The sequence below is a fragment of the Micromonospora sp. NBRC 110038 genome, from assembly GCF_020884815.1.
Classification (GTDB): domain Bacteria; phylum Actinomycetota; class Actinomycetes; order Mycobacteriales; family Micromonosporaceae; genus Micromonospora; species Micromonospora haikouensis.
The window spans coordinates 579,743-605,440 of the sequence record NZ_BBOL01000004.1 but is presented as its reverse complement, the minus strand read 5'-3'; the positions used below and the strand labels follow the sequence as shown (position 1 = coordinate 605,440).

At 75.6% G+C, this 25,698-nt stretch carries 13 protein-coding genes; 4 read left to right on the top strand and 9 right to left on the bottom strand.

The features are described from left to right. The first annotated feature begins 273 nt into the window (after nucleotides 1–273). Nucleotides 274–1,062 (top strand): neocarzinostatin apoprotein domain-containing protein, encoded by a 789-nt coding sequence (locus LPU61_RS18250; protein WP_043969215.1) that lies wholly within the window; start codon nucleotides 274–276, stop codon nucleotides 1,060–1,062. Between the two features lie 9 nt (nucleotides 1,063–1,071). Here the strand turns inward: LPU61_RS18250 and LPU61_RS18245 are convergent, their stop codons facing one another. Further along, nucleotides 1,072–2,622: a WD40 repeat domain-containing protein gene (locus tag LPU61_RS18245; RefSeq protein ID WP_229405580.1), complete on the bottom strand. Its 1,551-nt coding sequence runs from the start codon at nucleotides 2,620–2,622 to the stop codon at nucleotides 1,072–1,074. Nucleotides 2,623–2,726: 104 nt separating this feature from the next. Further along, nucleotides 2,727–3,347: an L-threonylcarbamoyladenylate synthase gene (locus LPU61_RS18240; protein ID WP_043969213.1), complete on the bottom strand. Its 621-nt coding sequence runs from the start codon at nucleotides 3,345–3,347 to the stop codon at nucleotides 2,727–2,729. 85 nt (nucleotides 3,348–3,432) lie between these two features. Between LPU61_RS18240 and LPU61_RS18235 the strand changes: the two genes are divergently transcribed. Continuing rightward, on the top strand, nucleotides 3,433–3,834 hold the full coding sequence (locus LPU61_RS18235) for a hypothetical protein (RefSeq protein WP_043969212.1): 402 nt from the start codon (nucleotides 3,433–3,435) through the stop codon (nucleotides 3,832–3,834). Between the two features lie 55 nt (nucleotides 3,835–3,889). Here the strand turns inward: LPU61_RS18235 and LPU61_RS18230 are convergent, their stop codons facing one another. The 4 genes from LPU61_RS18230 to LPU61_RS18215 are packed head-to-tail and all read right to left on the bottom strand — an operon-like array spanning nucleotide 3,890 to nucleotide 14,427. Continuing rightward, nucleotides 3,890–4,135 (bottom strand): acyl carrier protein, encoded by a 246-nt coding sequence (locus LPU61_RS18230; RefSeq protein WP_043969211.1) that lies wholly within the window; start codon nucleotides 4,133–4,135, stop codon nucleotides 3,890–3,892. Further along, nucleotides 4,135–7,248: a non-ribosomal peptide synthetase gene (locus LPU61_RS18225; protein WP_229405579.1), complete on the bottom strand. Its 3,114-nt coding sequence runs from the start codon at nucleotides 7,246–7,248 to the stop codon at nucleotides 4,135–4,137. The genes LPU61_RS18230 and LPU61_RS18225 overlap by 1 nt, the downstream gene beginning before the upstream one ends. 19 nt (nucleotides 7,249–7,267) lie before the next feature. Continuing rightward, nucleotides 7,268–8,773: a class I adenylate-forming enzyme family protein gene (locus tag LPU61_RS18220; protein WP_229405578.1), complete on the bottom strand. Its 1,506-nt coding sequence runs from the start codon at nucleotides 8,771–8,773 to the stop codon at nucleotides 7,268–7,270. After that, nucleotides 8,770–14,427, bottom strand: coding sequence for a non-ribosomal peptide synthetase/MFS transporter (locus tag LPU61_RS18215; protein WP_229405577.1), 5,658 nt, complete (start codon nucleotides 14,425–14,427; stop codon nucleotides 8,770–8,772). Before LPU61_RS18215 ends, LPU61_RS18220 begins: the two co-directional genes overlap by 4 nt. 144 nt (nucleotides 14,428–14,571) lie before the next feature. On the opposite strand from LPU61_RS18215, the gene LPU61_RS18210 reads away from it, so the two are divergent. Beyond that, complete coding sequence (locus LPU61_RS18210) at nucleotides 14,572–17,412, top strand: condensation domain-containing protein (protein WP_229405576.1); 2,841 nt, start codon at nucleotides 14,572–14,574, stop codon at nucleotides 17,410–17,412. 160 nt (nucleotides 17,413–17,572) lie between these two features. Further along, nucleotides 17,573–23,026: a carboxyl transferase domain-containing protein gene (locus LPU61_RS18205; RefSeq protein WP_229405575.1), complete on the top strand. Its 5,454-nt coding sequence runs from the start codon at nucleotides 17,573–17,575 to the stop codon at nucleotides 23,024–23,026. Between the two features lie 210 nt (nucleotides 23,027–23,236). Here the strand turns inward: LPU61_RS18205 and LPU61_RS18200 are convergent, their stop codons facing one another. The 3 genes from LPU61_RS18200 to LPU61_RS18190 are packed head-to-tail and all read right to left on the bottom strand — an operon-like array spanning nucleotide 23,237 to nucleotide 25,647. Next, on the bottom strand, nucleotides 23,237–23,701 hold the full coding sequence (locus LPU61_RS18200) for a hypothetical protein (RefSeq protein WP_052504067.1): 465 nt from the start codon (nucleotides 23,699–23,701) through the stop codon (nucleotides 23,237–23,239). Beyond that, nucleotides 23,676–24,308, bottom strand: a complete 633-nt coding sequence (locus tag LPU61_RS18195) for an RNA polymerase sigma factor (protein ID WP_229405574.1) — start codon at nucleotides 24,306–24,308, stop codon at nucleotides 23,676–23,678. Before LPU61_RS18195 ends, LPU61_RS18200 begins: the two co-directional genes overlap by 26 nt. A 28-nt stretch (nucleotides 24,309–24,336) precedes the next feature. Beyond that, a complete protein-coding gene (locus LPU61_RS18190) occupies nucleotides 24,337–25,647 on the bottom strand; it encodes a S8/S53 family peptidase (RefSeq protein WP_229405573.1) in 1,311 nt (436 codons plus the stop codon). Between the last annotated feature and the right edge of the window lie 51 nt (nucleotides 25,648–25,698).

The window sequence follows — 25,698 nt, the reverse complement described above, 5'->3', positions numbered from 1 at the left end:
ATTCGGCCCCGAACTGCGAAGCCTCCGGTGATCAAGAGAAAAGCGTCAGAGTGGATCTTCAACCTGACACTTTTCTCTTGATCGCCGGAGGTGTCGGCGGGGTGTCGCGTCTAGGGCGGCGAGTCGCGGTGTGCGGCCTGTCCGACAGTCGACAGCGGCCGGTCCCGTCTCCGGGACTCTCCTCGACTAGGGTCGATGCCGCAACGACGAGTGTCGATAGCCGGCTTGTTGTGGAAGGGGTGCCACATGAGGTTCCGGTCATGGTTGTCCGCAGTGGTCCTGGCGGTGGGCGTGGTGGCCGTGAGCCCGCCCGCCCCTGCGGCGTCGGCCCAGCTCGACCCCGCGCCGTCGGTCACGGCGCGCCCGGCGACCGGGTTGTCGGCCTCGTCGGTCGTCAGGGTCACGGCTACCGGCCTGCCCAAGAGGAGCGACGTCTCCATCGTCCAGTGTGACAAGGCCGCCTACGACTTCGAGGGCAGCCGCATCGGCTGCTCGGTCGTGCACACGACGACCACCAGCCGGCTGGGGCGGATCTCCGAGCAGGTGAGCGCCAGCACCAGGGTCTACCGCAGCCGCCCCTACGGCGACGACGAGCCGGTCTACTGCCGCGCGGACATCTGCCGATTCTTCATCGAGTGGGTCGTCGACGGTGATCGGCAGTCGGTCGCCACCGCGCCCCTGGAGTTCACCGGCGACCCGGCCACGATCACCGCGACCCCGAGCAGTGGCCTGGTCGACGGGCAACTGGTGGAGGTCACCGGAACCGCGAAGGGCTCACCCAGCCGGCACGTGACCATCATTCAGACCGCGTGCTACGACATCATCCAGGACAGCGGCTGCTATGACGACACGCCGCTGGCCACGGTGCCGCTCACCGAGGACGACACGTTCACGGCGTCCGTGAACGTCCAGTACTGGCCCAGCTGCGCGCCGGATGACTTCATGACGACGTGCGAGCTGCACGTGGTGGTGTACGACGCGCAGGGGCAGCCCGACGGCTCGTTCGGCTCCGGCTGGTCCGGCCCACACAGCGCCTACCTCGGCTTCGCCCCGGTCGCCTAGCGTCGAAGGTCAGGCCAGGGCCTGTAGCGCCGGGCGGAGGCGGATCTGGCCGACTGCGCGGTCGTACCCGGCGAACATCAGGAACGCGTCGTCGCCGCTGCCGACCTGGCACATGGACCGGATCCAGCCCGTCGGTCTCGGGTTCAGCAGCATCTGCAGCACGGGCCCCGTGCCCAGGGAACCCCGGCGCGTCTTCGTCGCCGGATCGAACAGCGAGATGCCTACGCCGTCGCCGGCCGCCGCGACGAGGACCTCACCGTCCACCTCCACGGCGCAGAGCGCGTACCGGGGTGAGCTGTCGTCGAAGGAACCGAGCGCCTTGCCGGTGACGAGGTCCCACAGGCGCACGGTGCCGTCGTTGGCGGCCGAGGCGAGCCAGCCCGCGCCGCCCACGGTGCCGGTGCAGAGGGCGTTGACGCTGCTGGAGTGGGCGGCGATCTGGAGGATCGGCCGTCCGTCGGCGGGGTCCCACACCCGGATCCCGCCGTCGGTGTACGCGGCGGCGAGGAGGGCCCTGTCCCCGTCGTCGCGGGCCACGGTGCACAGCGCCTGGACGCCCGCTCGCACTCCGTGCCCGATCATCCTGACCTGTCGACCGGCCTCGGGGTCCCAGATCCGGATCCCTCGCTCGCCGCCGCCGGAGGCGAGCAGGGCCGTCCCGTCGACCGGCACGGCGCACAGGGCGTTCACGGGGGCCAGGTGGCCGGCGAGGGCGCGCACCGCCTTTCCGGTCGCCGGGTCCCACAGGTGCACGGCCTCGCCGTAGCCGGCGGAGGCGAGCAGCGTGCGCTGCGGCGTCTCGACCGCGCAGAGCGCCCGCACCAGGCCGGGGGTGAGCCGGCCGGCCTGTCGACGCACCGCGTCGGGCGTCGGGTCCGGCAGGAAGCCCGCGAGGTCGAGGAGCACCCCGGAGGAGCCCATCACCCGCAGGTCCGCTCCGGTGTGCGGGTCACCGATCCCGACGAGGTGCCCGAGCCCGCCGTACGCGGCCCTGACGGCGCCGTCCGCCGTCACCGGCGTCACGGCGGCGTGCCAGGGCCGGGTGAACGCCAGCACGGCTCCGGTGACGAGGGTGCCGCCCGCGACGACGCCGCCCAGCAGCGCGCCTGGCCAGCGCTGCGCAGACTGCACCCCCGGCACCACGGCGACGGCGGCGAGATAGCAGAGCGCGGGCACCGCGAACCGCCCCGCGAGGCGGCCCACGGCGAGCATGTCCGGCGGGAACGGCTCCGCGCGGAGCGTGCCGCCCCGCAGCAACGAGAACAGCAGCGACAGCGCCAGCAGCACCGCGCCCACGATCACGACGGGGCCGAAGTCGCCGGTGAACGAGGCCAGCAGGACGAATGCGACGGCGGTGGAGAGCACACCGCGCACCCACGGTGCCAGCCGCGTGAACAGCACCCGGGACAGGCGCAGGGTCAGGGCCGCCCCGGCCGCCGTCACGAGCGCGACCGCCGCCAGCGACCAGAACCCGTCGACCCGCAGGGCGTCCGGTTGTGACCAGCGCACCACGACCAGCAGGAGCAGCGTCGCGACGACGGTCAGGAGGAGTCGTACCATCGATGACCTCGCAGTGCCCGGCCCGGCGCGGCCGGGATCGATGATGTTCGAGCGAAGGCGGGTCCGATTGTGTCAAGTGGACGCCACGCCGGCGGGGGGCCGGGCTAGGCGAAGCGGGACGGGTCCCCCGCGCCGACGCGCACGATCTCGGGGTCCCCGTCGGAGAAGTCCACCACCGTGGTGGGCTCGGTGCCGCAGTCGCCCGAGTCGACGACCGCGTCGATGGCGTGGTCGAGGCGTTCCTTGATCTCCCAGCCCTGGGTCATCGGCTCGTCGTCGCCCGGCAGCAGCAGGGTGCTCGACAACAGCGGCTCGCCCAACTCGGTGAGCAGGGCCTGGGCGACGGTGTGCGCGGGGATGCGGACGCCGACGGTCTTCTTCTTCGGATGCAGCAGCCGGCGCGGCACCTCCTTCGTGGCGGGCAGGATGAAGGTGTAGCTGCCGGGGGTGGCCGCCTTGACGGCCCGGAAGACGGCGTTGCCGAGGTGCACGAACTGGCCGAGCTGTGCGAAGTCGCGGCACACCAGGGTGAAGTGGTGGCCGCTGTCGAGGTGGCGGATCTCCCGGATCCGGTCCATGCCGTCCTTGTTGCCGAGCCGGCAGCCCAGGGCGAAGCAGGAGTCCGTGGGGTAGGCGATCAGCCCGTCCCGGCGGATGAGGTCGGCCACCTGGCCGATGGTGCGGGGCTGCGGGTTGTCCGGGTGCACGTCGAGGTACTTCGCCATGGCGGGAAGCTTAGGCCCCCGTCCCGACCTGTCGTCTTCCTGACAGTGTTCAAGAGACGTAAAAGTAGACGGTCATCGTTGTCTTATGGCCGTTCGATCGTTCCGTGGGGGCGGATACGGGGACCTGCTGGGTTCCCCGCCGATGCCCGGCCCCGTGCGGGTCACCGTGCTCGTCTTCGCGGTCCTGACGCTGCTGTTCGCCCTGGCGACGGTGCACCGGCTGCTGGTCGAGGACGGCTCGCTCGGCGCCGCGGTGTTCTTCGCCACCATGGCGGCGGCCTGCGCGCTGGTGGCGGGCGCCCTGGCGGCCCGCCGGCCGTGGGCGGCCTACCCGGCGTACGCGCTGTCCGGGCTGTTCGCCGCGGCCTCGCTCGGCCTCTTCGGCGCGATCACGATCGTCGGGCTGGGGCTGCTCGCCTGGGTGCTCTGGTCGCTCAACACGCGGCCCGCGCGGGAGTGGTTGAGCGGGCGTCGCCGGCTGCGGTGACGCCCGACCGGGGTGGCGGTGGCGCGGCCCGGGGGGCGCCACCGCCACCCGACGGTCAGCCCCGCGCGACGATCGCCACCAGGTCGTCGACCGTGTCCAGCCGCTGACCGGGGGCGGTCAGCTCCACCTCGACGCCGTACTCCAGTTCGAGGGCGTCGACGAGGCGCAGCAGGCCGAGGGAGTCCACGCCGAGGGCCATCAGCGAGCCGCCGCCGAGCACGTCGACGGCGGACACCTCGCCCCCGGTGGCCTCGCTGACCAGTGCGGCGATCCGCGAACGCGGGTCGGTGGTGGTGCCCATCAGAGTTCCTCTCGGGACTGTCGGACGATCTCGGCGATCTCCGCGATCGTGGGGGTGTCGAAGAAGGCGTCGAGCGGCACCTCGACGCCGAGCCGCTGCTGGATCCGTCCGCTGATCCGGGTGATGGTCAGCGAGTGCCCGCCCAGGTCGAACAGGTCCTCGTGCAGCCCGATGTCGGGGATCCTCAACACGTCCTGCCAGATCTCGCGCAGCGCCTGCACCACCGGGTCGGCGTCGGTCTCCGGCGCGGGGGGCGTCGCCGCCTCCTCGGGGGCGTCGCGGTGTGCCGGCGCGGGCAGCGCGGCGCGGTCGACCTTGCCGTTCGGGCCGACGGGCAGCCCGTCCAGCAGCACCCAGTCGGTGGGCAGGACCGCCGCCGGGAGGCTGAGCGCCAGGTGCCGCCGCAGCTCCGCCGCGTCGACGGCCGAGCCGGCGCGGGGCACGGCGTACGCGACGAGGCGGGCCTCGCCGTCGGCGTCGGCGTGCAGCGTCGCGGTCGCCTCGGCGACCCCCGGGTGCTCCAGCAGGCGGGCGGTGACCTCGCCCAGTTCGAGCCGGTGCCCCCGGACCTTCACCTGGTCGTCGGCGCGGCCGAGGAAGTCGAGGCGGCCGTCCGGCAGCCACCGGCAGCGGTCCCCGGTGCGGTACAGCCGCCCGTCGGCCGCGCCGAACGGGTCCGGCACGAACCGTTCGGCGGTCAGGTCGTCGCGCCCCCGGTAGCCGACGGCGAGCCCCGCCCCGGCCAGGTACAGCTCGCCGGGCACCCCGACGGGCACCGGCCGCAGCGCGGCGTCCAGCACGTACGCCCGCACGTTCGGCAGCGGCCGGCCGATGGTCACCGTGTCCGGGTCGGCGGGGACGTCCTCGACGGTGGCGTAGACGGTCGCCTCGGTCGGGCCGTACCCGTTGACGAGCCGGGCGGTGCGGGCCCGCAGCTCGCGGGCGAGGGCGACCGGCAGGGCCTCCCCGCCGGCGACCGCCACCAGCGACCCGGCCGCGCCCGCCGCTTCGGCGGTGTCGGCCGCGCCGAGGCCCGCCGCCAGCAGCACCCGCCAGCCTGACGGTGTGGCCTGGGCGTGGGTCACCCCGGCGTCGCGGACCAGCCGCAGCACGGCCGCGCCGTCGAGGGCGCTGACGCCCGAGGCGACGACCACCCGGCCGCCGGTGACCAGCGGCAGGAACACCTCCACGGCGGAGATGTCGAACGACGGCGAGGTCAGGTGCAGCCAGCGGTGCGCGGGCCCGGCGTCCAGCAGGTCCCGCATGCCCAGCAGCAGGTTGGTCAGCGCGCCGTGGCCGACCGCCACGCCCTTGGGCCGGCCGGTCGAGCCGGAGGTGTAGAGCACGTACGCGAGGTCGGCGGCCGTCGGGGCGTCGGCGTCGACGTCGGTGTGCCCGGCCGCGAACAGGTCGACCTCGTCGAGGGCGAGCACCGGCGGCCCGGCGTCAGGGCCGGCGTCCGACGCGGCGGCGGTGACCACCAGCGTCGGGGCGGCGTCGGCGAGCACGAGCCGCTGCCGCGCCGGGGGATGACCCGGGTCGACGGGCAGGTACGCCGCCCGGCAGCGCAGCACCGCCAGCATCGTCACCACCGTCCGCCAGGACCGGTCCAGCGCCACCGCGACCAGCGATCCCGGGCCGACGCCCCGGCCGCGCAGCAGCGCCGCGAGCCGGCCGGCGGCGGCGTCGAGCCGGGCGTAGCCGAGCCGCACGTCGCCGTCGACGACGGCCACCGCGTCCGGGTCGGCGGCGACCCGGGCGGCGAACAGCTCGGGCACGGTGACGTCCGGGTACGCCCGCGCGGGGCCGGTGCCGGCCCGGACGACCCGCTCCCGCTCGTCGGCGGGCAGCACCGGCAGGTCGGCCACCGGGCGCCACGGGTCGGCCACGACGGCGGCGAGCAGCGTGCGCAGGTGGCCGCCGATGCGCTCGACCGCGTCGGTGTCGATGGCGGCCGGGCTGTGCTGGAGGCCGACGTCGACGCCGGTGGGGCCGTCCACGACCTGCACGTGCAGCGCGTTGCGGGCCGCGCCGCCGAACAGGGTCCACTCCACGGCGGCGGCCACCCCGGCGAACGCGGGGTCGTCGCCGCGCCGACGGTAGCCGACCGACACGGCCGTGAGCGCGGGCGCGGGGCGCAGCCCCGACACGGCGTGGGCCAGCGGCACGTGCCGGAACCGGTACACCTCGCGTAGTCGGGCCCGCACGGCGCGGGCGTGCTCGGCGAACGAGCCGGCGGCGGGGTCGTCGGCGGTGACGGGCAGCTCGTTGACGAACAGCCCGACCCGGTCGGCCTGCTCCGGCGCGCGGGTGGACAGCGTGACGCCGACGGGCACGCCCCGGTTGCCGTAGCGGTGCAGCAGGGCGTGCACGGCGGCGAGCAGCAGCTCGAACCGGGTCACCCCGAGCCTGCCGGCGACCCGGCCCACGCCGTCGACCAGGTCGGCGGGCAGCGCCACGGCCACGACGGCGCCGGGCTCCGCGCCGGTGGGCACCCGGCGCAGGCCCGGCAGCACCACGTCGGCGGCGTCGGGCCGGTGCCGCGCCCAGAACTCGCGGGCGGCCGGCAGGTCGACGGCGACGCGGTCCCGCTCGGCCGCCGCGTCCCCGGCGTACCCGTCCGTGTGGGGCGCGGCCTGCGCCGACGTCCCGGCGAGCGCGGCGGCGTACGCGTCGGCCAGGTCGCGGGCCAGCACGTCCTTCGACATCCCGTCGAAGGCGAGGTGGTGGACGCAGACCAGCAGCAGGTGCCGGCCGTCGGCGGCGGTCAGCAGCGTGAACCGGGCCAGCGGGCCGACCCGCAGGTCGTGCGGGCGGGCCAGTTCCTCGGCGACCCGGGCGTCGGTCCACTCGCCGAAGGTCACCGAGGCCCGCCCGTCGGCGGGGGCCAGCCCCGGCGTGCCGTCGGCGTCGGTGACGACCCGGGCGCCCAGCACGGGGTGCCGGTCGGCCACGGCGGCGCACGCCTCGACCAGGGCCCGGCGGTCCAGGTCGGCGGCGAACCGGACGCCGAGCGCCATGTGGTACGCCGTGCCGGCGACCCCGGCCTGCTCGGTGAACCAGACGGCGTGCTGCGCGTATGTCGCCTCGGCGGTGCCCACATGCTCTCCCATGGATCGTTATCGGGGTGGATCAGTTGTCGAACAGGCCGGTGAGCTGCCGCTTGAGCACCTTGCCGCCCTCGTTGCGGGGCAGTTCGGCGAGCAGCAGCAGCCGGGCGGGAAGCTGGTAGTCGGCGAGCCGGTCGGCGAGGAAGGCGCGCAGCGCCGGCAGGGTCAGCCCGGCGGCGTCGGCGTGCGGCCGGGCCACCACGGCGGCGGCGACGGCCGAGCCGAGCACCGGGTGCGGCACGCCGACGACGGCCGCCTCGGCGACGAGGGGGTGCTCGTGCAGCGCCGCCTCGACCTCTAGGCTGGAGACCTTGAACGCGCCGGACTTGATGACGTCCTGGTGCCGGTCGGTGAGGTAGAGGTAGCCGTCGGCGTCGATGCGCCCGACGTCGCCCATCCGCACCCACCCGTCGCGGAAGGTGGCCCGGTTGGCGGCGTCGTCGCGGTAGTAGGCGCGGGGGTACGGCGCGCGCAGCCACACGTCGCCGGTGGTGCCGGGCGGCAGCGGGTTGCCGTCGGCATCGGCGACGCGCAGCTGACCGCCGACCGGGCGGCCCACCGCGTCCCGGCGCGCCGGATCCCAGATCATCGTGGTCTGGGCGGGGGCCGCCTCGGTGGAGGTGTAGTAGTTGACGATGGTCGCCTCGGGGAAGGCCGCGGCGAGCCGGGCCGCCACGGCCGGCGGCAGCGCCGCCGCGGTCGACCCGATCAGGTGTACGCCGGAGCAGTCCCGGCCGCGCAGCGCCCCCGAGTCGAGCAGCTCGATGGCCATCGACGGGACGACGAACAGCGTCCCCGTGCCCGGGGTCTGCACCAGCCGGGCGAACCGGACCGGCGTGAACGCGGGCAGGGTGAGCGCCCCGGCCTTCGCGGTCAGCGCGTTGAACAGCATCGTCTGCCCGGCGTTGGTGCCGATGGCGAACGCGTGCAGGAACCGCTCCGAGTGGGCCAGCGCCAGCCGGCGCGGGTGGGTCGGCGCGCCGGCGGTCAGGTTGGCGTGGCTGGCGGCGACGCCCTTCGGGCGGCCGGTGGTGCCGGAGGTGTAGAGGATCTGCGCGAGGTCGCCGGGGCGTACCGGCGGGGGATCGGCCGCGTCGGCGGGCCCGGCGGCCAGGTCGGCGGCCCGCCACACCGGCAGCCCGGCGGGGGCGGGCGGGGCGGCCGTGGCGTCGCCGTGCACGACGGCGGCGGCCCCGCAGTGGGCCAGCGCGTGGCCGAGCTGGCCGGCGGCGAGCCGGTCCGACAGCGGCACCGCGACCGCGCCGGCCCGCAGCACCCCGCAGTACGCCACCGCGAAGCCGGTCCAGTCGCGGGCGCCGAACACCAGCCCGACCCGGTCGCCGGGGCGCACCCCCCGGCCGTGCAGGCCGGCGGCGACGGCCGCCGCGCCGGACGACCAGTCGGCGAAGGTCAGCGCCCGCACCCCGGCCACCTCGACGGCGACCCGGTCGGGGTGCAGGGCGGTGCGCCAGGCCAGCAGCTCCGGCACGGTCCGGGCGGCCGGCGGGGCGGCCGTCGTCGCCGTCACCGTGGCCCGCCCGGGGTGGTTCCCTGGGCCTGCCCCGTGTCGGCGGCGGCGCGGGCCGGGTGCCCGGCGGCGGCGCGGGCCTCGCGTTCGGCGATGCCGACCAGGTCGTCCGGCGGCGCGTCGGGCACCTCGTCGTCGAACCGGGCCAGCACCGGCGTGGCCAGCGCGACGAGGGCGGTCAGCGCGATGCACACCCCGAAGACGACGTACAGCAGGCCGTGGCCCCGGCCGGGGCCGACGCCGATGACCGCGCCGACCGTGCCGGCGAGCGCGCCGCCGGGCAGCAGCAGCGGCTCGGCGACCCGCGCCGCGAACGGGGCGATGAGCCCCCATCCCAGCGGCATCGTCGACCAGGCGATCATCTGGTTGAGCGCGAACACCCGGCCGTGGAAGCGCGGCGGCACCTTCGTCTGGATGATCGTGTTGTAGACGCCGTTGACGACGCCGAGCGCCAGGTACATGCCGAACGCGCCCGCGCCGACCACCAGCGGGTCCGGCCGCAGCCCGGTCAGCACGGCGGCCGCCGCGATGCCGAGGGTGCCCAGCAGCACGGCCCGCATCCGGCGGTGGCTCGGGCCGCCCCAGAGGAGCATCACCAGGCCGCCGACGGCCGCGCCGACGCCGCCGGTCAGCGCGATCCGCGCCACCTGGTCCAGGTCGGCGAAGCCGAGCACCAGCGGGGAGAGCAGGTACAGCGCCGGGAACAGGAACAGGTTCAGGGCGGCGAAGAACGTCAGCATGGCCCGGAACTCGCGGCGGCGCAGCGCGTACCGCAGGCCGGCGACCATCTCCTCGCCGATGCTCTCGCGGCGTTGCAGGGCCAGGGTGCGGGGGAACCTGACGAGCCCCAGCACCCCGACCGCGAACACGTACGACGCCACGTCGATGAGCAGGATGCCGCGCAGCCCGACGGCGTCGAGCAGGGCCACCGCGACCAGCGGGACGGTGAACTGGGTCAGCCCCATCGCCGTCTGGGTGACGCCGTTGGCGTGACCGAGGAAGCGCTTGGGCACCAGCTGCGGCACCGCCGAGACGAACGCGAGGCGTTGGAACGCCAGCGCCACCGACAGCCAGGCGACCAGCGGGTAGAAGTGCCACACCTGCGCCCGGTCGGCCAGCACCAGGGCGGCCAGCACCGCGTTCGCGCCCCCGGCGGCGAGGCCGGCGGCCAGCAGCACCCGCCGCCGGCTGGTCCGGTCGATCACGGCCCCGGCCAGCGGCGCGACCAGCAGCCCCGGCAGCAGGCCGAGCACGGCGAACAGGGCGAACCGGGCCAGCGACCCGGTCTCCAGGTAGATCCACAGGGGGATCGCGAAGTTGGTCAGCGCGGTGCCCATGCCGGAGACCACCTGGCCGGCGGCGACCAGGCCGAACCGGCGCATGCTCGGCTCCGGGGCGCGGTCCGCGCCGGCCGCCGGCCCCGACGGCTGCGGTGCCCCGGGCGGGCCGGCGGGCTGGCGGGAGATCCCGGCCAACTGCCACGCGGGCCCGCTCTCGACCTCGACCACGGGGGTGGCCGGGGGCGCTGGCGGGGCCGGCGCGTCGAGCCGCCGGTGCACGGTCGTGACGATCTCCGCCAGCTCGGCGGCCCGGTACTTCAGGAAGTAGTGCCCGGCCTCGTCGACCACGGCGAGGGCGGTGCGGTCGCTGAGGAAGTGCCACTCCCGGAACCGCTCGGCGTGGTAGTCGGTGCTGCGGTCCCGCTCGCCGACCACCGAGATCAGCGGGGCGCGCAGCGGGGTGACCCGCCGATGCATCAGCTCGGTGAAGTACTCCTCGGAGACCCGGGCGTCGTGGCGCATCGCCCGGATCAGGAACGCCACCTCGTCGGGGGCGAGCGAGCCGACCGAGGTGCCCTGCGCCTGCAACCAGGTGCGGTAGATCCGGTCGCTGCGGATCCGCTCGGCCAGCCGCAGCCGCAGCAGCGGACCGAGCAGCCCCCCGGCGGGACGGCCGAACGGGAACACCGCGCCGAGGTACACGGCGTCGAGGTCGCGCCCCCGCGCCTCCAGCAGCCGGGCCACCTCCACGGCGAGGGCGCCGCCGGGGCCGCAGTGCCCGTACAGGATCACCGGACCCGACACCCGGGCCAGGATCTCCTCGGCGACCCCGGCGGCGACCTGGTCGATCGGCGCGGGGTCGTCGGCGAGGCCGATGTCGTGGCCCGGCATGGCCACCGACAGCAGCCGGTACCCGGCGGGCAGCGCGTCGGCCAGCGGCTGGTAGACCACGGCGCTGCCGCCGCCGTACGGGACGCAGACGAGCGTGGCCACGCGGTCGGCAACGGCCATCGGCGGGGTCAGCTCGTGCAGCAGCCCCGCCGGCCCGGTGTCGCCCCCGGCGGCCAGGGCGGCCAGCTCGCGGACGGTCCGGTGCCGGAACAGGTCCATCACGCTGACCGTGCCCGTCGCGCCGCCGGCCACGGCGGGCAGCTCCCGGCGCAGCCGGGCCACCACCTGCGTGGCCAGCAGCGAGTGCCCGCCGAGGTCGAAGAAGTCGTCGGTCGCGCCGACCTCGGCCACCCCCAGCACGGCCTGCCAGATCGCGGCGACCAGCGTCTCCACCGGCCCGGCCGGCGGCACCCGCTCACCGGCGGGGACCTCGTCGGTCGGCGCGGGCAGCGCCCGCCGGTCAGCCTTGCCGTGCTCCTGCAACGGCAGCCGGTCCAGCACCACCCACCGGGAGGGCACCATGTGCTCGGGCAGCCGGTCGGCCAGGGCGCGGCGCAGCCGCGCCGGCTCCAGGGCCTGCGCGTCGGGCGTCGGCTCCAGGTAGGCGACGAGGCGGTCGTCGCGCAGCAGCACCGCCGCCTGGTGCACGCCGGGGCAGTCGCGCAGCGCGGCCTCGACCTCGCCGAGTTCCACCCGGTAGCCGCGGATCTTCACCTGGTGGTCGCGGCGGCCCAGGAACATCAGCTGCCCGTCGGCGCGCCACCGGCCCAGGTCACCGGTGCGGTACAGGCGGGCCCCCGGCGGCCCGTACGGGTCGGGCACGAACCGCTCGGCGGTCAGGCCGGGCCGGTGGAGGTAGCCGCGCGCCAGCCGGTCCCCGCCCAGGTACAGCTCGCCGGGCACCCCCACCGGCACCGGCCGCATCCGCTCGTCGAGCAGGTACACCCGGGCGTGGGGCAGCGGCCGGCCGGTCGGCACCGGGCCGGTGGCGGGCCCGTCGGCGGTCACCTCGTAGGTGGCGACGCCGACCGTGGCCTCGGTGGGGCCGTAGTGGTTGAACACCCGGGCCGCCCCGGCGGCGGCGAGCGGCGCGATCCGCTCCAGGTCGGACGCCTCGCCGCCGAGGATCAGCGCGCGGGCGGGCAGCAGGTCGCCCGGCCCGGCGTCGGCGGCCAGCGCCGCCAGGTGCGACGGGGTGATCTTCAGGTAGTCGATGCGGTGCGTGCGCAGCTGCTCGGCCAGCTCGGCGCCGGTGCAGCGGCGCGGCACCAGGTGCACCGTCCCGCCGGTGGCCAGCGCCAGGTAGAAGACGGTGACGGCGAAGTCGAACGACATCGACTGCAGCAGCGCGTACCGGGCGGCCGGGGCGACGGCGAACCGGTCGGCCACCCCGTCGAGGTAGCGCAGCACCTGCCGGTGTGCGACGGCCACCCCCTTCGGGACGCCGGTGGACCCGGAGGTGTAGATGACGTACGCCAGGTCGTCGCCGCTCCCGTTCTCGGGCGGCGTGTCGGGCCGGGCGGTGACCTCGGCGGCGATCTCGGCCAGGCAGGCCACCGCGACGCCCGGGGCGTCCGGGTGGGCCCCGGGCGGCGCGGTCGGCTCCACCGGCAGCCGGTCGCGCAGGTCGGCGCTGGTCAGCACCACGGCGGGCCGGGCGTCGGCGAGCATCAGGCCCAGCCGGGCCGGCGGCTGCTCCGGGTCCAGCGGCAGGTACGCCCCGCCGGCCCGCAGCACCCCCAGCAGCGTCACGGCCAGCTCCACCGACTGCTCCAGCAGCACCCCGACCAGGACGTCGGGGCCGACCCCGCGCCCGCGCAGCCAGTGCGCCAGCCGGTTGGCGCGCCGGTCCAGCTCCCGGTAGGTGATCGCGTCGGCGCCGCACACCACGGCCGGCGCGTCGGGGGTCGCGGCGGCGTGCGGGGCGACCAGGTCGGCCAGGGTGGCCGCCGCGCCGGTGACCCCGGGCCCGCCGCCGGCCGTCGGGTCGCCGCCGGCCGTCGGGTCGCCGCCCCCGGGCCGGGCCAGCGCCAGCACCCGGTCGCGCCCGGCGTCGCCGAGCAGGTCAAGGTCGACCACCGGCAGGTCCGGCCGGGCGACCGCCGCGCGCAGCAGGGCGTCGAGGCTCGCGGCAAGCCGGGCGACCGTCTCGGCGTCGAACAGGTCGCTGTTGTAGACGAACATGCCGCGCAGCCCGTCGGCGGTCTCGCTGACGTACAGCGACAGGTCGAACCGGGCCGTGGCGGCGTCCGCGCCGAGGCTCTCGCTGCTCAGCCCCTGCGGCCACCGGCCGCCGCTGCGGGCGTAGTTCTGCAGCGTGAACAGCACCTGGAACACCGGGGAGCGGCTGACGTCGCGGGGCACGTTCAGCTCCCGGACCAGCCGCTCGAAGGGGATCTCCTGGTGGGCCAGGGCGCGCACGACGGTGCCCCGGGTGCGCCGCAGCAGGGCGGCGAAGCTCGGCTCGGCGGGAGCGTCGCCGGCCGGGGAGCCCGCGCCCGCGTCGGCGGCGCGCGGGCCCGCCGCCGGGGAGAGGTCGGCGCGCAGCGCCAGGGTGTTGACGAACAGGCCGATCAGGTTCTCCAGCTCCGGCACCACCCGCCCGGCCACCGGGGACCCGATGGCGAAGTCCCGCTGGCCGCTGTAGCGGAACAGCACCGCCTGCAGGCCGGCGAGCAGCGTCATGTAGAGGGTGGCCCGGTGCGCGCGGCTGAGCCGGCGCAGCGCGTCGGTCAGGTCGGCGTCGACGGTGAACCGGTGCGTGCCGCCCGCGTACGACTGGACGGCCGGGCGGGGCCGGTCGGTGGGCAGCTCCAGCGGGGGCACCCCGGCCAGCGCGCCGGTCCAGTACGCGAACCCGTCCCCGCTCGCCGGCCCGTCGAGGCGGTCGCGCTGCCAGGCGGCGTAGTCGACGTACCCCGTGGTGGGGGCCGCCGGCGGCGGAGCGCCGTCGCGCAGCGCGGCGTAGCCGGCCGCCACCTCGCCCAGCAGCAGGTCCAGCGACCAGCCGTCGCTGACGATGTGGTGCATGGCCAGGTGCAGGACGTGGTCGTCGTCGGCGAGGCGGATCACCAGCGCCCGCAGCAGGGGAGCGGCGCCGAGGTCGAACGGGGTCCGCAGGGAGGCGGTCACCTGCTCGCGGGCGTCGGCCAGCGACGGCGCGTCGGTGACGGTGACCGGCACCCGCACCTCGGGCAGCACCTCCACGACGGGTTCGCCGTCGGCGTTCTCGGTGAACCGCATGCGCAGGCTGTCGTGCCGGGCGGCGGCGCCGTCGAGGGCCGCGCGCAGCAGCTCGACCGCCAGGGGGCCGCGCAGCCGGGTCGTCGACCACACGAGGTACGCGGCGGTGCCGGGGGTCAGCTGTTCGGTGAACCAGATCCGCTCCTGGCCGAATGACAGCGACGGTTTCTCCGCAGAACGGTGGAACGTCGTTTTCGGCGGGGTGTATGTGGCCCGCGTCGGTACGTCAACATTGGTCACGCGGAAGCCTTCTCACACGCCAGGGTCGGTCAGGAGCACGTAGTCTGCATGCTGCAAACAGAGCATCGCGTCGTCTGATCGGTCCACTGTGGAAAATCCGATCGACCGACCCGGCGCGCCCTACCGCCCGTCGTACGGTCGGGAATGCGATTCGCCGATGTCGTCGTGCCCGCCGAGTGGGCGTCCGAGACCCTGCTGCACGCGCCGTTCCGTGGCGTCGGCTCCCCGCCCGCCCCGCTGACCTGGGCGCAGCAGGTGACGTGGCGGGCGGACGCCCGGTACGGCTCCAACCACCGGTTCCTCAGCCTACGCCGCGTCGTGCCGGTCTCGGCGCGGGCCGGTGCGGATCCCGACCGCGCCGTCCGGGCGCTCGGCGCGCTGGTGGGCCGGCACGCCTCGCTGCGCACCCGGGTCCGCGTGGTCGACGGCGAGCCGCGCCAGCAGGAGGCCGCGACCGGCCACCTGCCGGTGCTGGTCGTCCCCGGCGTGGACGACGGCGCGGCCGCCGCCCGCGCCGCTGCCGACCGGCTCGCCGACGTCGCGTTCGACCACGCCGCCGAGTGGCCGGTGCGGGCCGCCGTGGTCACCGTGGACGACCGGGTACGCCAGGTCGTGCTGGTGTTCAGCCACTCGACGGTGGACGCCCACGCCGCCGAGGTGGTGCTGCGGGACCTGCGGCTGCTCCTGCTGCGCGGTCGCCTCGACACCCCGCCCGGCCCCCAGTCGGCGGACGTGGCCCGGCTCCAGCACACCGCCGACGTGCGGCGCTCCGCGCGGACGGTGGCGTACTGGCTGCGGGAGTTCGACCGGCTGCCGGCCGCACCGCTGCCCGACGGCGGCCCCGGCCTGACCCCCCGGCTGCGCCGGGGCGTGCTGGTCTCCTCGGCCGTCGACGTGGCGTCCCGGATGATCGCCGCCCGGCACCGGGTCAGCACCTCGGCGGTGCTGCTGGCCGGGGTGGGCGCCCTGGCCGCGGCCCGGTCCGGCCGGGAGGTCTGCGGCGCTTTCCCGATGGCGCACAATCGGTTCCCGGCCGGTTACGCGAATGCCGTGGCCAACCTCGGCCAGATCGGATTCTGCGTGCTCGACCTGACCGGCCGGCCGGCATTCCCGGAGGTGCTCTCCCGCGTGTGGCAGGCGTCGCTGAACGGCCTGCGGCACGCCTATTACGATCCGGCCGCGCTGCGCGCGGCTTTCGCCGCGAGCGGCCGCGACTACGACTCGGCATTCCTGCCCCACTACTATTTCAACGACGTCCGGCTGCCCGTCGGCGGCCCGGCCGCCGCGCCGGAGGCGACCCGGGGCGAGCTGCGGGCCGCCGCGGCGCGCAGCGCCTTCTCCTGGACGGCCGGGCTGAGCCGGTCCTCCTGGCACCTGTTGACCCACGTGGTCGACACCCCGGGCGGGGTGGGGCTCACCCTGAGCGCCGACACCCGGCACGTCGCCCTCGACGCGGTCGAGGTGTTCCTGCGCGAGTTGGAGGAGTTGCTGGTGGAGGCCGCGTTCGCCGAGGTGCCCTGGCCGTCGCCCGCCCCGGCGGCACCCCCGCCGGTGCCGCCGCCTGCCGTGCTCCCGGCCGCCGCCGACGAGGAGCTGGCGTACGCGGAGTTCACCGGCGGCCGGGACGCGACCGGCCCGCTCACCTGGGGCCAACGGGCGATGTGGCGGGCCGTCGAGGTGTTCGAGTCACCGCGCCACAGCGTGCTCAACCTGCGCCGCATCCTGGCCGTGTCCCGGCGCGCCGACGTCGACGTGGCGCGGGCCGTGCGGGCCGTCGCGGCGCTGGTGCGGCGGCACGAGTCGCTGCGCACCCGGGTCCGTTCGGTCGACGGCGAGCTGTACCAGTCGGCCACCGGCGCGGGCCGGCTGCCCGTGCTGGTGCACCCGGTGGCGTCGGCCGCGGCGGATCCGGACGGCCGGGCCGCCGCCTCGGCGCTGGCCGCGCGGCTGGGCGACCCCCGCTTCGACCACGCCGCCGAGTGGCCGATGCGGGCCGCGGTGGTCACCGTCGACGACCGGGTACGCCAGGTCGTGCTGGTCTTCAGCCACTCCACGGTGGACTTCCATGCCGCCGAGACGGTGCTGCGCGACCTGCGGATGCTCGTGTTGCGGGGATCCGTGCCCACCCCGGCGGGCCCCCAGTCGCTCGACATCGCCGAACGGGAGGGCGACGGCGAACGCCGCCGGGGCGACCGGGCGGTGGCGTACTGGACGCGGCACTTCCCCGACCTCACCGTGGGCCTGTTCGACCCGGTCGGCCCCGGCCTGACCCCCCGCTACCGCCGGGGATCGCTGGTCTCGCCGGCCGTGCACCACGCGGCCCGGCTCGTCGCCGCCCGGCACGGGGTCAGCAACGCCACGGTCCTGCTCGCGGCCACGGCCGCCGTGCTCGCCGCCGACGGCGGCGGCGACGTCTGCGGCGTGTTCACGATGGTCAACAACCGCTTCCAGCCCGAGTACGACGGGGCGATCAGCAAGCTCAACCAGATCGGGCTCTGCCGGATCGACCTGGCCGACCGGCCCGCCTTCGCCGAGCTGCTCACCCGGGCCCGCACGGCGTCGCTGGACGCCTACCGGCACGCCTACTACGACCCGAGGGAGCTGGAACGCGCATTCGCCGCGCGGGGCCTCGACTACCACACCGCCCTGGCCCCGTTCTGCTACCTCAACGACATCCGGCTGCCGCACGACGCCGGTGCCGACCCCGCCGGCTGGGACGAGGCGACGCTGCGGGCGGCGGCGGAGCGCAGCGCGTTCCGCTGGGTGGAGGAGCTGGAGGCGTTCAGCTGGCGCTGCCGCCTCCAGGTGCTCGACGCCCCCGGCGCGGTCGAGCTGTCCGTGACCGTGGACACCCGCTACCTGCCGCCGCAGCGGGCCGAGGCGTTCCTGCGCGCCGTGGAGGCCCTGCTCGTCGAGGCGGCCTTCCGGGACGTCCCGTGGCCGTGGTCGCCGCCGGCGGGACCGCCCGGCGAGTGCCCTGGTTAGGCGTGTGCGGCCAACGGTCTTTGGTGGTTTCCTACAACGTCGGCCGCGCAGCCTGCGCTGTCTGCGACATGGCGCAGCCGCCCCGTAGACGGAAGGGTGAACACTGCCGGGGTCGCAGTGTCGCGTGCGCCCGTCGTCGGTCTACAGGAGGGCTGGGTCGGTGTTCAGTCGTGTCGCCATCGTCAACCGTGGAGAGGCCGCGATGCGGCTCATCCACGCCGTCCGGGACCTGGCCGCCGAGACCGGGACACGGATCGAGACCGTCGCCCTGCACACCGACGTCGACCGCGCGGCCACCTTCGTCCGCGAGGCCGACCTGTCGTACGACCTGGGCCCCGCCTCGGCGCGGCCGTACCTCGACCTGAAGACCCTGGAGCGGGCCCTGGTGGAGACCGGGGCCGACGCCGCGTGGGTCGGCTGGGGCTTCGTCGCGGAGGACCCGGCGTTCGCCGAGCTGTGCGAGCGGGTCGGCGTCACCTTCGTCGGGCCGAGCGCGGACGCCATGCGCAAGCTCGGCGACAAGATCGGCGCGAAGCTGATCGCCGAGGAGGTCGGCGTGCCGGTCGCGCCGTGGAGCCGGGGCGCGGTCGAGACCCTCGACGACGCCCTGGCCGCCGCGGAGCGGATCGGCTACCCGCTGATGCTCAAGGCCACGGCGGGCGGCGGCGGGCGCGGCATCCGGGTGGTCACCAGCTCCGCCGAGCTGGCCGACGCCTACGAGCGCACCAGCCAGGAGGCGGCGCGCGCGTTCGGCAGCGGCGTCGTGTTCCTGGAGCGCCTCGTCACCGGCGCCCGGCACGTCGAGGTGCAGGTGATCGCCGACGGCGCCACCGCGTGGGCGCTGGGTGTGCGCGACTGTTCCGTGCAGCGGCGCAACCAGAAGGTCATCGAGGAGTCGGCCTCGCCGGTGCTCAGCCCCGAGCAGGCCGCCGAGCTCAAGGCGTCGGCCGAGCGCCTCGCCGTCGCGGTCGGCTACCGGGGCGCCGCCACCGTCGAGTTCCTCTACCACCCCGGCGACCGGCTCTTCGCGTTCCTGGAGGTCAACACCCGGCTGCAGGTCGAGCACCCGATCACCGAGGTGACCTGCGGGTTCGACCTGGTCAAGGCGCAGCTGCACGTGGCCTCCGGCGGCCGGCTCGACGGCGCGCCGCCGGTCGAGCGCGGGCACGCCATCGAGGCCCGGCTCAACGCCGAGGACCCGGACCGCGACTTCGCCCCCTCCCCGGGCCGCATCGCCCGGCTCGACCTGCCCGCCGGGCCCGGCATCCGGGTCGACACCGGCGTCAGCGCGGGCGACACCATCCCCGCCGACTTCGACTCCATGATCGCCAAGATCATCGCGTACGGCCGCGACCGCCACGAGGCGCTCGGCCGGCTGCGCCGCGCCATGGCGGAGACCACCGTGATCATCGAGGGCGGCGCGACGAACAAGAGCTTCGTGCTCGACCTGCTCGACCAGCCCGAGGTGATCGACGCCAGCGCCGACACCGGCTGGATCGACCGTGTCCGGGGCGAGGGCCGGCTCGTGACGCACCGGCACTCCGCCGTCGCGCTGGCCGCCGCCGCCATCGAGGCGTACGAGGAGGAGGAGCGCGCCGAGCGGCAGCGGCTCCTGTCGACGGCGTTCGGCGGGCGCCCGCAGGTGCAGCACGCCAGCGGCCGGCCGCTGGACCTGAAGCTGCGCGGCGTCGGCTACCGGGTCCGGGTGGCGCGCGTCGGCGCGCACCGGTTCCGCGTCGGCATCGAGGCCGGCGACGGCGTGCGCACCGCCGACGTCGAGCTCGACCGCTTCGACCGGCACACCGGGCAGATCGCCGTCAACGGCACGCGCTACCGCCTGCTCACCGGCACCCACGGGCCGGTGCACCTGGTCGAGGTCGACGGGGTGACCCACCGGGTCAGCCGCGACGAGGGCGGCGTCGTCCGCTCGCCCGCCCCCGCGCTGGTCGTCGCCACGCCGCTGGAGGTCGGCGCGGAGGTCGAGGCGGGCGCGCCGGTGCTCGTGCTGGAGAGCATGAAGATGGAGACGGTGCTGCGCGCGCCGTTCCGGGCGCGGCTCAAGGAGTGCGCCGTCTCCGTCGGCAGCCAGGTGGAGACCGGCGCGCCGCTGCTGCGGCTGGAACCCCTCGCCGACGACGACGCCGCCGAGGACACCTCGTCCGGTCCGGCCGTCGAGCTGGACCTGCCCGCCGCCGCCGCGACGATCCCGGCGCGCGAGCGCGCCACGCGCGGCCAGGAGGACCTGCGCAGCCTGCTGCTGGGCTTCGACGTCGACCCGCACGACGACCGCCGGGTGCTCGACGACTACCTGGTCGCGCGCCGGGCCGCCGCCGAGGAGGGCTACCGGCCGCTGGCCGAGGAGTTCGGGCTCGTCGACGTGTTCGCCGACCTCGCCGAGCTCAGCCGCAACCGGCCGGCCGGCGAGGACGGCGACGGCCACGTCTTCAGCGCCCGCGAATACTTCCACACCTACCTGCAGTGCCTCGACGTCGAGCGCGCCGGCCTGCCGGAGACGTTCCAGGCCAAGCTCGCCAAGGCCCTCGGGCACTACGGCGTCACCGAGCTGGAGCGCACGCCCGCGCTCGAGGCCGCCGTGTTCCGGATCTTCCTCGCCCAGCAGCGCGCCGCCGCCGACGCCACGGTCGTCGCGACGCTGCTGCGCGAGTGGCTGCGCGAGCCCCCGCCGGACGACGTGCTGCGCGAGCCCGCCGGCCTCGCGCTGGAACGGCTGGTGGCCGCCACGCAGGTCCGCTTCCCCGTCGTCGCCGACCTCGCGCGCGGCGTGGTGTTCGCCTGGCTGGGCCAGCCGCTGCTGCGCCGCAACCGCGCCCGCGTCTACGCCGCCGTGCGCCGGCACCTGCGCCACCTCGACGCCCACCCCGACGCGCCGGACCGCGCCGAGCGCGTCGCCGAGATGGTCCGCAGCACCGAGCCGCTGGTGCGGCTGCTCGGCCAGCGGCTGGTCCGCGACCACCTCGACAACGCGGTGATGCTGGAGGTGCTGACCCGCCGCTACTACGGCAACAAGGGCCTCACCGGCGTACGCACCAGCTCCGTCGCCGGCTGCACGTTCGTCGTCGCCGACCGGGCCGACTCGCGGGTGGTCTCCGCGGCGGTGCGGTTCGAGGCGCTGGGGGACGCGCTGCGCGGGCTGGCGGAGCTGGCCGGCGGCGAGGAGGCCGTCGACGCCGACGTCTACCTCGCCTGGGAGCGGCAGCCGGAGGACTCCGACGCGATGGCGGCGGCGCTGCACGAGGTCATCGGGGCCTACCCGCTGCCCGCCCAGGTCCGCCGGATCACCGCCACCGTCGCCGGCCGCAGCGGCGCGGTGATGCACCACCACTTCACGTTCCGCCCGTCGACCACCGGGATGGCCGAGGAGCGGCTGGTCCGCTTCCTGCACCCGTACATCGCCCAGCGGATGCAGCTGGAGCGGCTGCGCAAGTTCGATCTCACCCGGCTGCCGTCCTCCGACGAGGAGGTCTACCTCTTCCGGTGCGTGGCGCGGGAGAACCCGTCCGACGAGCGTCTCGTCGCGTTCGCGCAGGTGCGTGACCTGACCGAGCTGCGCGAGCACGACGGTCGGCTGGTGTCGCTGCCGACGGCCGAGGACACCGTCGCCACCTGCCTGGACTCGATCCGGCGCGCGCAGTCGCGGCGGCCGTCGAACAAGCGGGTCAACACCAACCGGATCGTGGTCTACGTCTGGCCGCCGAGCGACATCACCCGCGCCGAGCTGGAGATGATCGCCGGGCGGGTGCTGCCGACGACCGCCGGCGCCGGGCTGGAGGAGATCCTGTTCATCGCGCGGCAGCGCGACCGGGACACCGGCGAGCTGACCAAGATCGCCGTGCGGGTCTCCTTCGACGCCACCGGCGCCGCCGAGCTGACCGTCGGCGAGCCGTCGGACGAGCCGGTCGAGCCGCTCGACGACTACCGGCAGAAGGTGCTGCGGGCGGCCAGCCGCAACACGGTCTACCCGTACGAGCTGACCGGTCTGCTCGGCGAGTTCGTCGAGCACGACCTCGACGAGCGGCACGCGCTGGTGCCGGTGGACCGGCCCCGGGGCCGCAACCGCGCGGCGCTCGTCGCGGGCGTGGTCACCACCCGCACGACGCGCTACCCGGAGGGCGTCACCCGGGTCGTGCTGCTCGGCGACCCGACGAAGTCGCTCGGCGCGCTGTCGGAGCCGGAGTGCCGGCGGGTGATCGCCGCGCTGGACCTGGCCGAGTCGATGCGGGTCCCGCTGGAGTGGTACGCGCTGTCCTCCGGCGCGCGGATCTCCATGGAGTCCGGCACGGAGAACATGGACTGGGTGGCCGCGGCGCTCAAGCGGATCGTCGAGTTCACCCAGGACGGCGGCGAGATCAACATCGTGGTCGCGGGCATCAACGTCGGCGCGCAGCCGTACTGGAACGCCGAGGCGACGATGCTCATGCACACCAAGGGCGTCCTGGTGATGACGCCGGACTCGGCGATGGTGCTCACCGGCAAGCAGTCGCTCGACTTCTCCGGCGGCGTCTCGGCGGAGGATAACTTCGGCATCGGCGGCTACGACCGGGTGATGGGCCCGAACGGGCAGGCGCAGTACTGGGCGCCGAACCTGACCGCCGCGCGGGACGTGCTGATGGCGCACTACGACCACACGTACGTCGCCCCCGGCGAGTCCGGGCCGCGCCGGGCGACCACGACCGACCCGGTCGACCGTGACGTCTCGGGCTTCCCGCACGTCATGGCGGGCAGCGACTTCACCACGGTCGGCGAGATCTTCTCCGCCGAGGCCAACCCCGACCGCAAGAAGCCGTTCGACATCCGCAGCGTCATGCGGGCCCTGTCCGACCAGGACCACCCGGTGCTGGAGCGCTGGGCGGGGATGGCCGACGCGGAGACCGCGGTGGTGCAGGACGTGCACCTGGGCGGCATGCCGGTGTGCCTGCTCGGCATCGAGTCGCGGTCGGTGCCCCGGCGCGGCTTCCCGCCCACCGACGGCCCGGACACCTACACGGCGGGCACGCTGTTCCCGCGCTCGTCGAAGAAGGCCGCGCGGGCGATCAACGCGGCCAGCGGCAACCGGCCCCTCGTGGTGCTGGCGAACCTGTCCGGCTTCGACGGCTCGCCGGAGTCGATGCGCAAGCTCCAGCTGGAGTACGGCGCGGAGATCGGCCGGGCGATCGTCAACTTCCGCGGGCCGATCGTGTTCTGCGTGATCTCCCGCTACCACGGCGGCGCGTTCGTCGTCTTCTCCAAGGCGCTGAACCCGAACATGACCGTGCTGGCGCTGGAGGGCTCGTTCGCGTCGGTGCTCGGCGGCGCGCCCGCCGCGGCCGTGGTCTTCTCCGGCGACGTCAACGCCCGCACCGCCGCCGACCCGCGGGTGCGGGACCTGGAGGCCCGCGTCGCGGCGGCCTCCGGCACCGAGCGGGCCGCCCTGACCGCCGAGCTGGACGAGCTGCGCTCGTCGGTGCGGGCGGAGAAGCTGGGCGAGGTCGCCGCCGAGTTCGACCGGGTGCACAACATCCAGCGCGCGGTCGAGGTCGGCTCCGTCGACGCCGTCATCCGCGCGGCCGAGCTGCGGCCCCGGATCATCGAGGCCATCGAGTCCGGCCTGCGCTGAGCCGAGCTCCGGCCGGCCGGTGCCCTCGGGCGTCGGCCGGCCGGAGCCCACCAGCCGGTGGCTCCCCTTCTCGACGCATAGGGAGCTGAGTCGGTCACGACATCAAGCGGGCCGCCGTGATTCCGGCCGGGTTGATGTCGTGACCGACTCAGCTCCCCATGCGCTGATTCGCGGCCTCGGTGGGCCGTGCTCCCCGCTGCGTCACGGGCGTCAGCCCAGGCTGACCCAGTCGGTGGCGACGGCGTAGCCGTCGGCGCGGGCCGACAGCCGGACCGGGCCCGTCGGGGGAGCGCCCAGCGAGAAGAAGCCCACCTCGTCGACCGGCGACTCGTCGTAGGGGCCGGTGGCCGTGCGGGCGGTGACCCGGCCGCCCCGGGGCGGGGAGAGCTGGCCGACGATGCCGGCCTCGGTCACCTCGATCTCCAGCACCACCTGCCCGCTGCGGAACGACAACGTGCGCGCGGAGCCGCCCGAGCGGGTCAGCCCGGCCGGTTCGGCGTCGCACGCCGAGTCGAACATCAGCTCGGCGACCGCCAGCTCGGCGTCGACCGTCCGCCAGGCGAACGCCGCCCGCGCCGCGGTCAGGAACTCCTCCGGGACCGGCCCGGTGTCCCACAGCGCGGCGCCCAGCTCCACGGTCAGGGCGTCGTCATCGGCCGGCGGCCACGGCGCCATCGCGTTCACCCCCGCTCGTCTCCAGGCCACGGCGCACCCCGACGAACGGGGCGAGCGCCGGGCAGGCGCGCAGCTTGCGCAGGCAGCGCGCCTGGGTCGGGCCGATGCTACCCACCGGCATGCCCAGCCGTTCGCCGATCTCCCGGTAGCTGACCGGCGGGTCGGCCGTCAGCAGCGCCAGCAGGTGCTGGCAGCGGGGCGGGAGCTGCGCGAAGCCCTCCCGCAGCGCCTGCCGCCGTTCGGCCCGCAGCAGCTCCTCGTCGGGCGTCACCGCGTCCACCAGCGACCCGTGCCGGGCGTCGAGCGCGTCGTCGTACGGGTCGACGGGCCGCATGCGGCGGTCGAGGCGGGACAGCCGGTAGCACTCGCGCCGGGTCGTGGTCGCCAACCAGGCCGCCAGCGCCTCCGGGTCGCGCAGCTGGTCGAGCCGCTCCACCAGGCGCAGCCACACGGTCTGGTTGACGTCGGCGGCGTCGGCGCGGCTCATCCCGTGGGCCCGGATCACCGCCACCACCAGCGGCGTGTAGCGGCGCACCAGTTCCGCCCAGGCCGCCTCGTCCCCACCGGAGGCCGCCGCCACCAGGCGCGTCGCCGTCACGTCGGTCACCGCGCCTCCCCGTGGCCCGTCGCGCGGCTCATGCGACGAGCACCCCGTAGTCGGGATGCCAGCGGGGGTTGGCCAGCAGCGCGAGGCGCGCCGCGTCGGCGCTCAGGCCACCGGCGGTCATCATCGCGGCGAGCCTACCGGACACGTGGCCAGTGGCGAAGGAGCTGCCGGCCCACGTCGCGAAGCCGTGGAACACCTGGGTCGGCCGCCCCGGCAGCGGCAGCTGGCCCTCGACGTACGTGCTGTCGCGCTCGCCGAGGGCGCAGGCGTCGACCCACGGGCCGAAGCCGCTGTAGGACGCCGGCACGAGGACCCCGCCGTCGCGGGACACCGCGGCCACGGCGAGCACCCGTTCCAGGGCGGCCGGCCAGGCGGGGCGGCTGCTGCCGGCGTTGCCGGCGGCGGCCACCACGGCGGTCTGCGCCGGCAGCGCGGCCACGGCGTTGACCAGCGGTAGCGGGGGCACGTCGTCCTGGGTGAAGCCGCCGAGGGACAGGTTGACCACGGACACCTGCGACCCGAGGCGGGACATGGCGGCCACCAGCATCGCCTCGTCGCCGACGCCGGTGGGGTTCAACGCCTGCTCGGGGTCCACCCGCACCCCTGGCGCGGCCTGCCGGACGACCCCGGCGACGAAGGTGCCGTGCCCGCCCTGCGGGGCGAGCGTGGTGCCGGAGACGTACAGCGCGTCCAGGTCGTCGGCCTCCGGCAGGTAGCTGCCGCCGAGCCACTGGGGATGCCAGGCGCCGGCCTGCTGCCAGATCCCGGTGTCGCAGACCCCGACGGTGACGCCGGCGCCCTCGCCGAGGCGGGCCGGGTCCGGCGGCGGCAGCGCCGCCGCGGCCCGGGGCGGGCTGCCGGGGTTGCCCATGATGTTGCCCAGGCCAAGCAGCACGTGGTGCGGCTGCACCCTGGGGACCTGCTGGCCGGGCCACTGCTTCGGGTCGCGCAGCGCCGTCACCACCGCCGGCACGTCGGTCTCCTTGGCGAACAGCAGGCGGGTGACGCCGGCGAAGCCGGCCCCGACGCTCACCTGGTGCCCGCGCGAGCGCAGCCAGGACAGGACCCGTTGGACGTCGCTGTTGGCGGCGAGCAGCTGCCGGGGACGGTAGAGGAACTCCCGGCCCTGCGTGGTGAAGCGCCGCACGTCGGGGTCGGCGGCCAGCGCGGCGGAGAACGCCTTCTGGTACGCGTCGTCGTCGGTGCCCTCGGCCGTGGCGGCGGCCGGTCGCAGCACGTCGCCGAGCGGCACCGCCGCGGCGCACGCGGCCAGGGTGAGCAGCCCGCGCCGGGACAGTCGACCGGCGGGCGGTGGCGTGCGGGGGCGGTCAGGAAGCACCGGTCCTCCAGGCGGTCGCGACGTGCGCGGTCGGCGGTGTCCCGGTGCGAC

Excerpts from the sequence above, each read along its gene's own strand:
- LPU61_RS18245 (WP_229405580.1), bottom strand. The coding sequence starts at position 2,622 with ATGGTACGACTCCTCCTGACCGTCGTCGCGACGCTGCTCCTGCTGGTC.
- LPU61_RS18240 (WP_043969213.1), bottom strand. The coding sequence starts at position 3,347 with ATGGCGAAGTACCTCGACGTGCACCCGGACAACCCGCAGCCCCGCACC.
- LPU61_RS18235 (WP_043969212.1), top strand. The coding sequence starts at position 3,433 with ATGGCCGTTCGATCGTTCCGTGGGGGCGGATACGGGGACCTGCTGGGT.
- LPU61_RS18230 (WP_043969211.1), bottom strand. The coding sequence starts at position 4,135 with ATGGGCACCACCACCGACCCGCGTTCGCGGATCGCCGCACTGGTCAGC.
- LPU61_RS18225 (WP_229405579.1), bottom strand. The coding sequence starts at position 7,248 with ATGGGAGAGCATGTGGGCACCGCCGAGGCGACATACGCGCAGCACGCC.
- LPU61_RS18210 (WP_229405576.1), top strand. The coding sequence starts at position 14,572 with ATGCGATTCGCCGATGTCGTCGTGCCCGCCGAGTGGGCGTCCGAGACC.
- LPU61_RS18200 (WP_052504067.1), bottom strand. The coding sequence starts at position 23,701 with ATGGCGCCGTGGCCGCCGGCCGATGACGACGCCCTGACCGTGGAGCTG.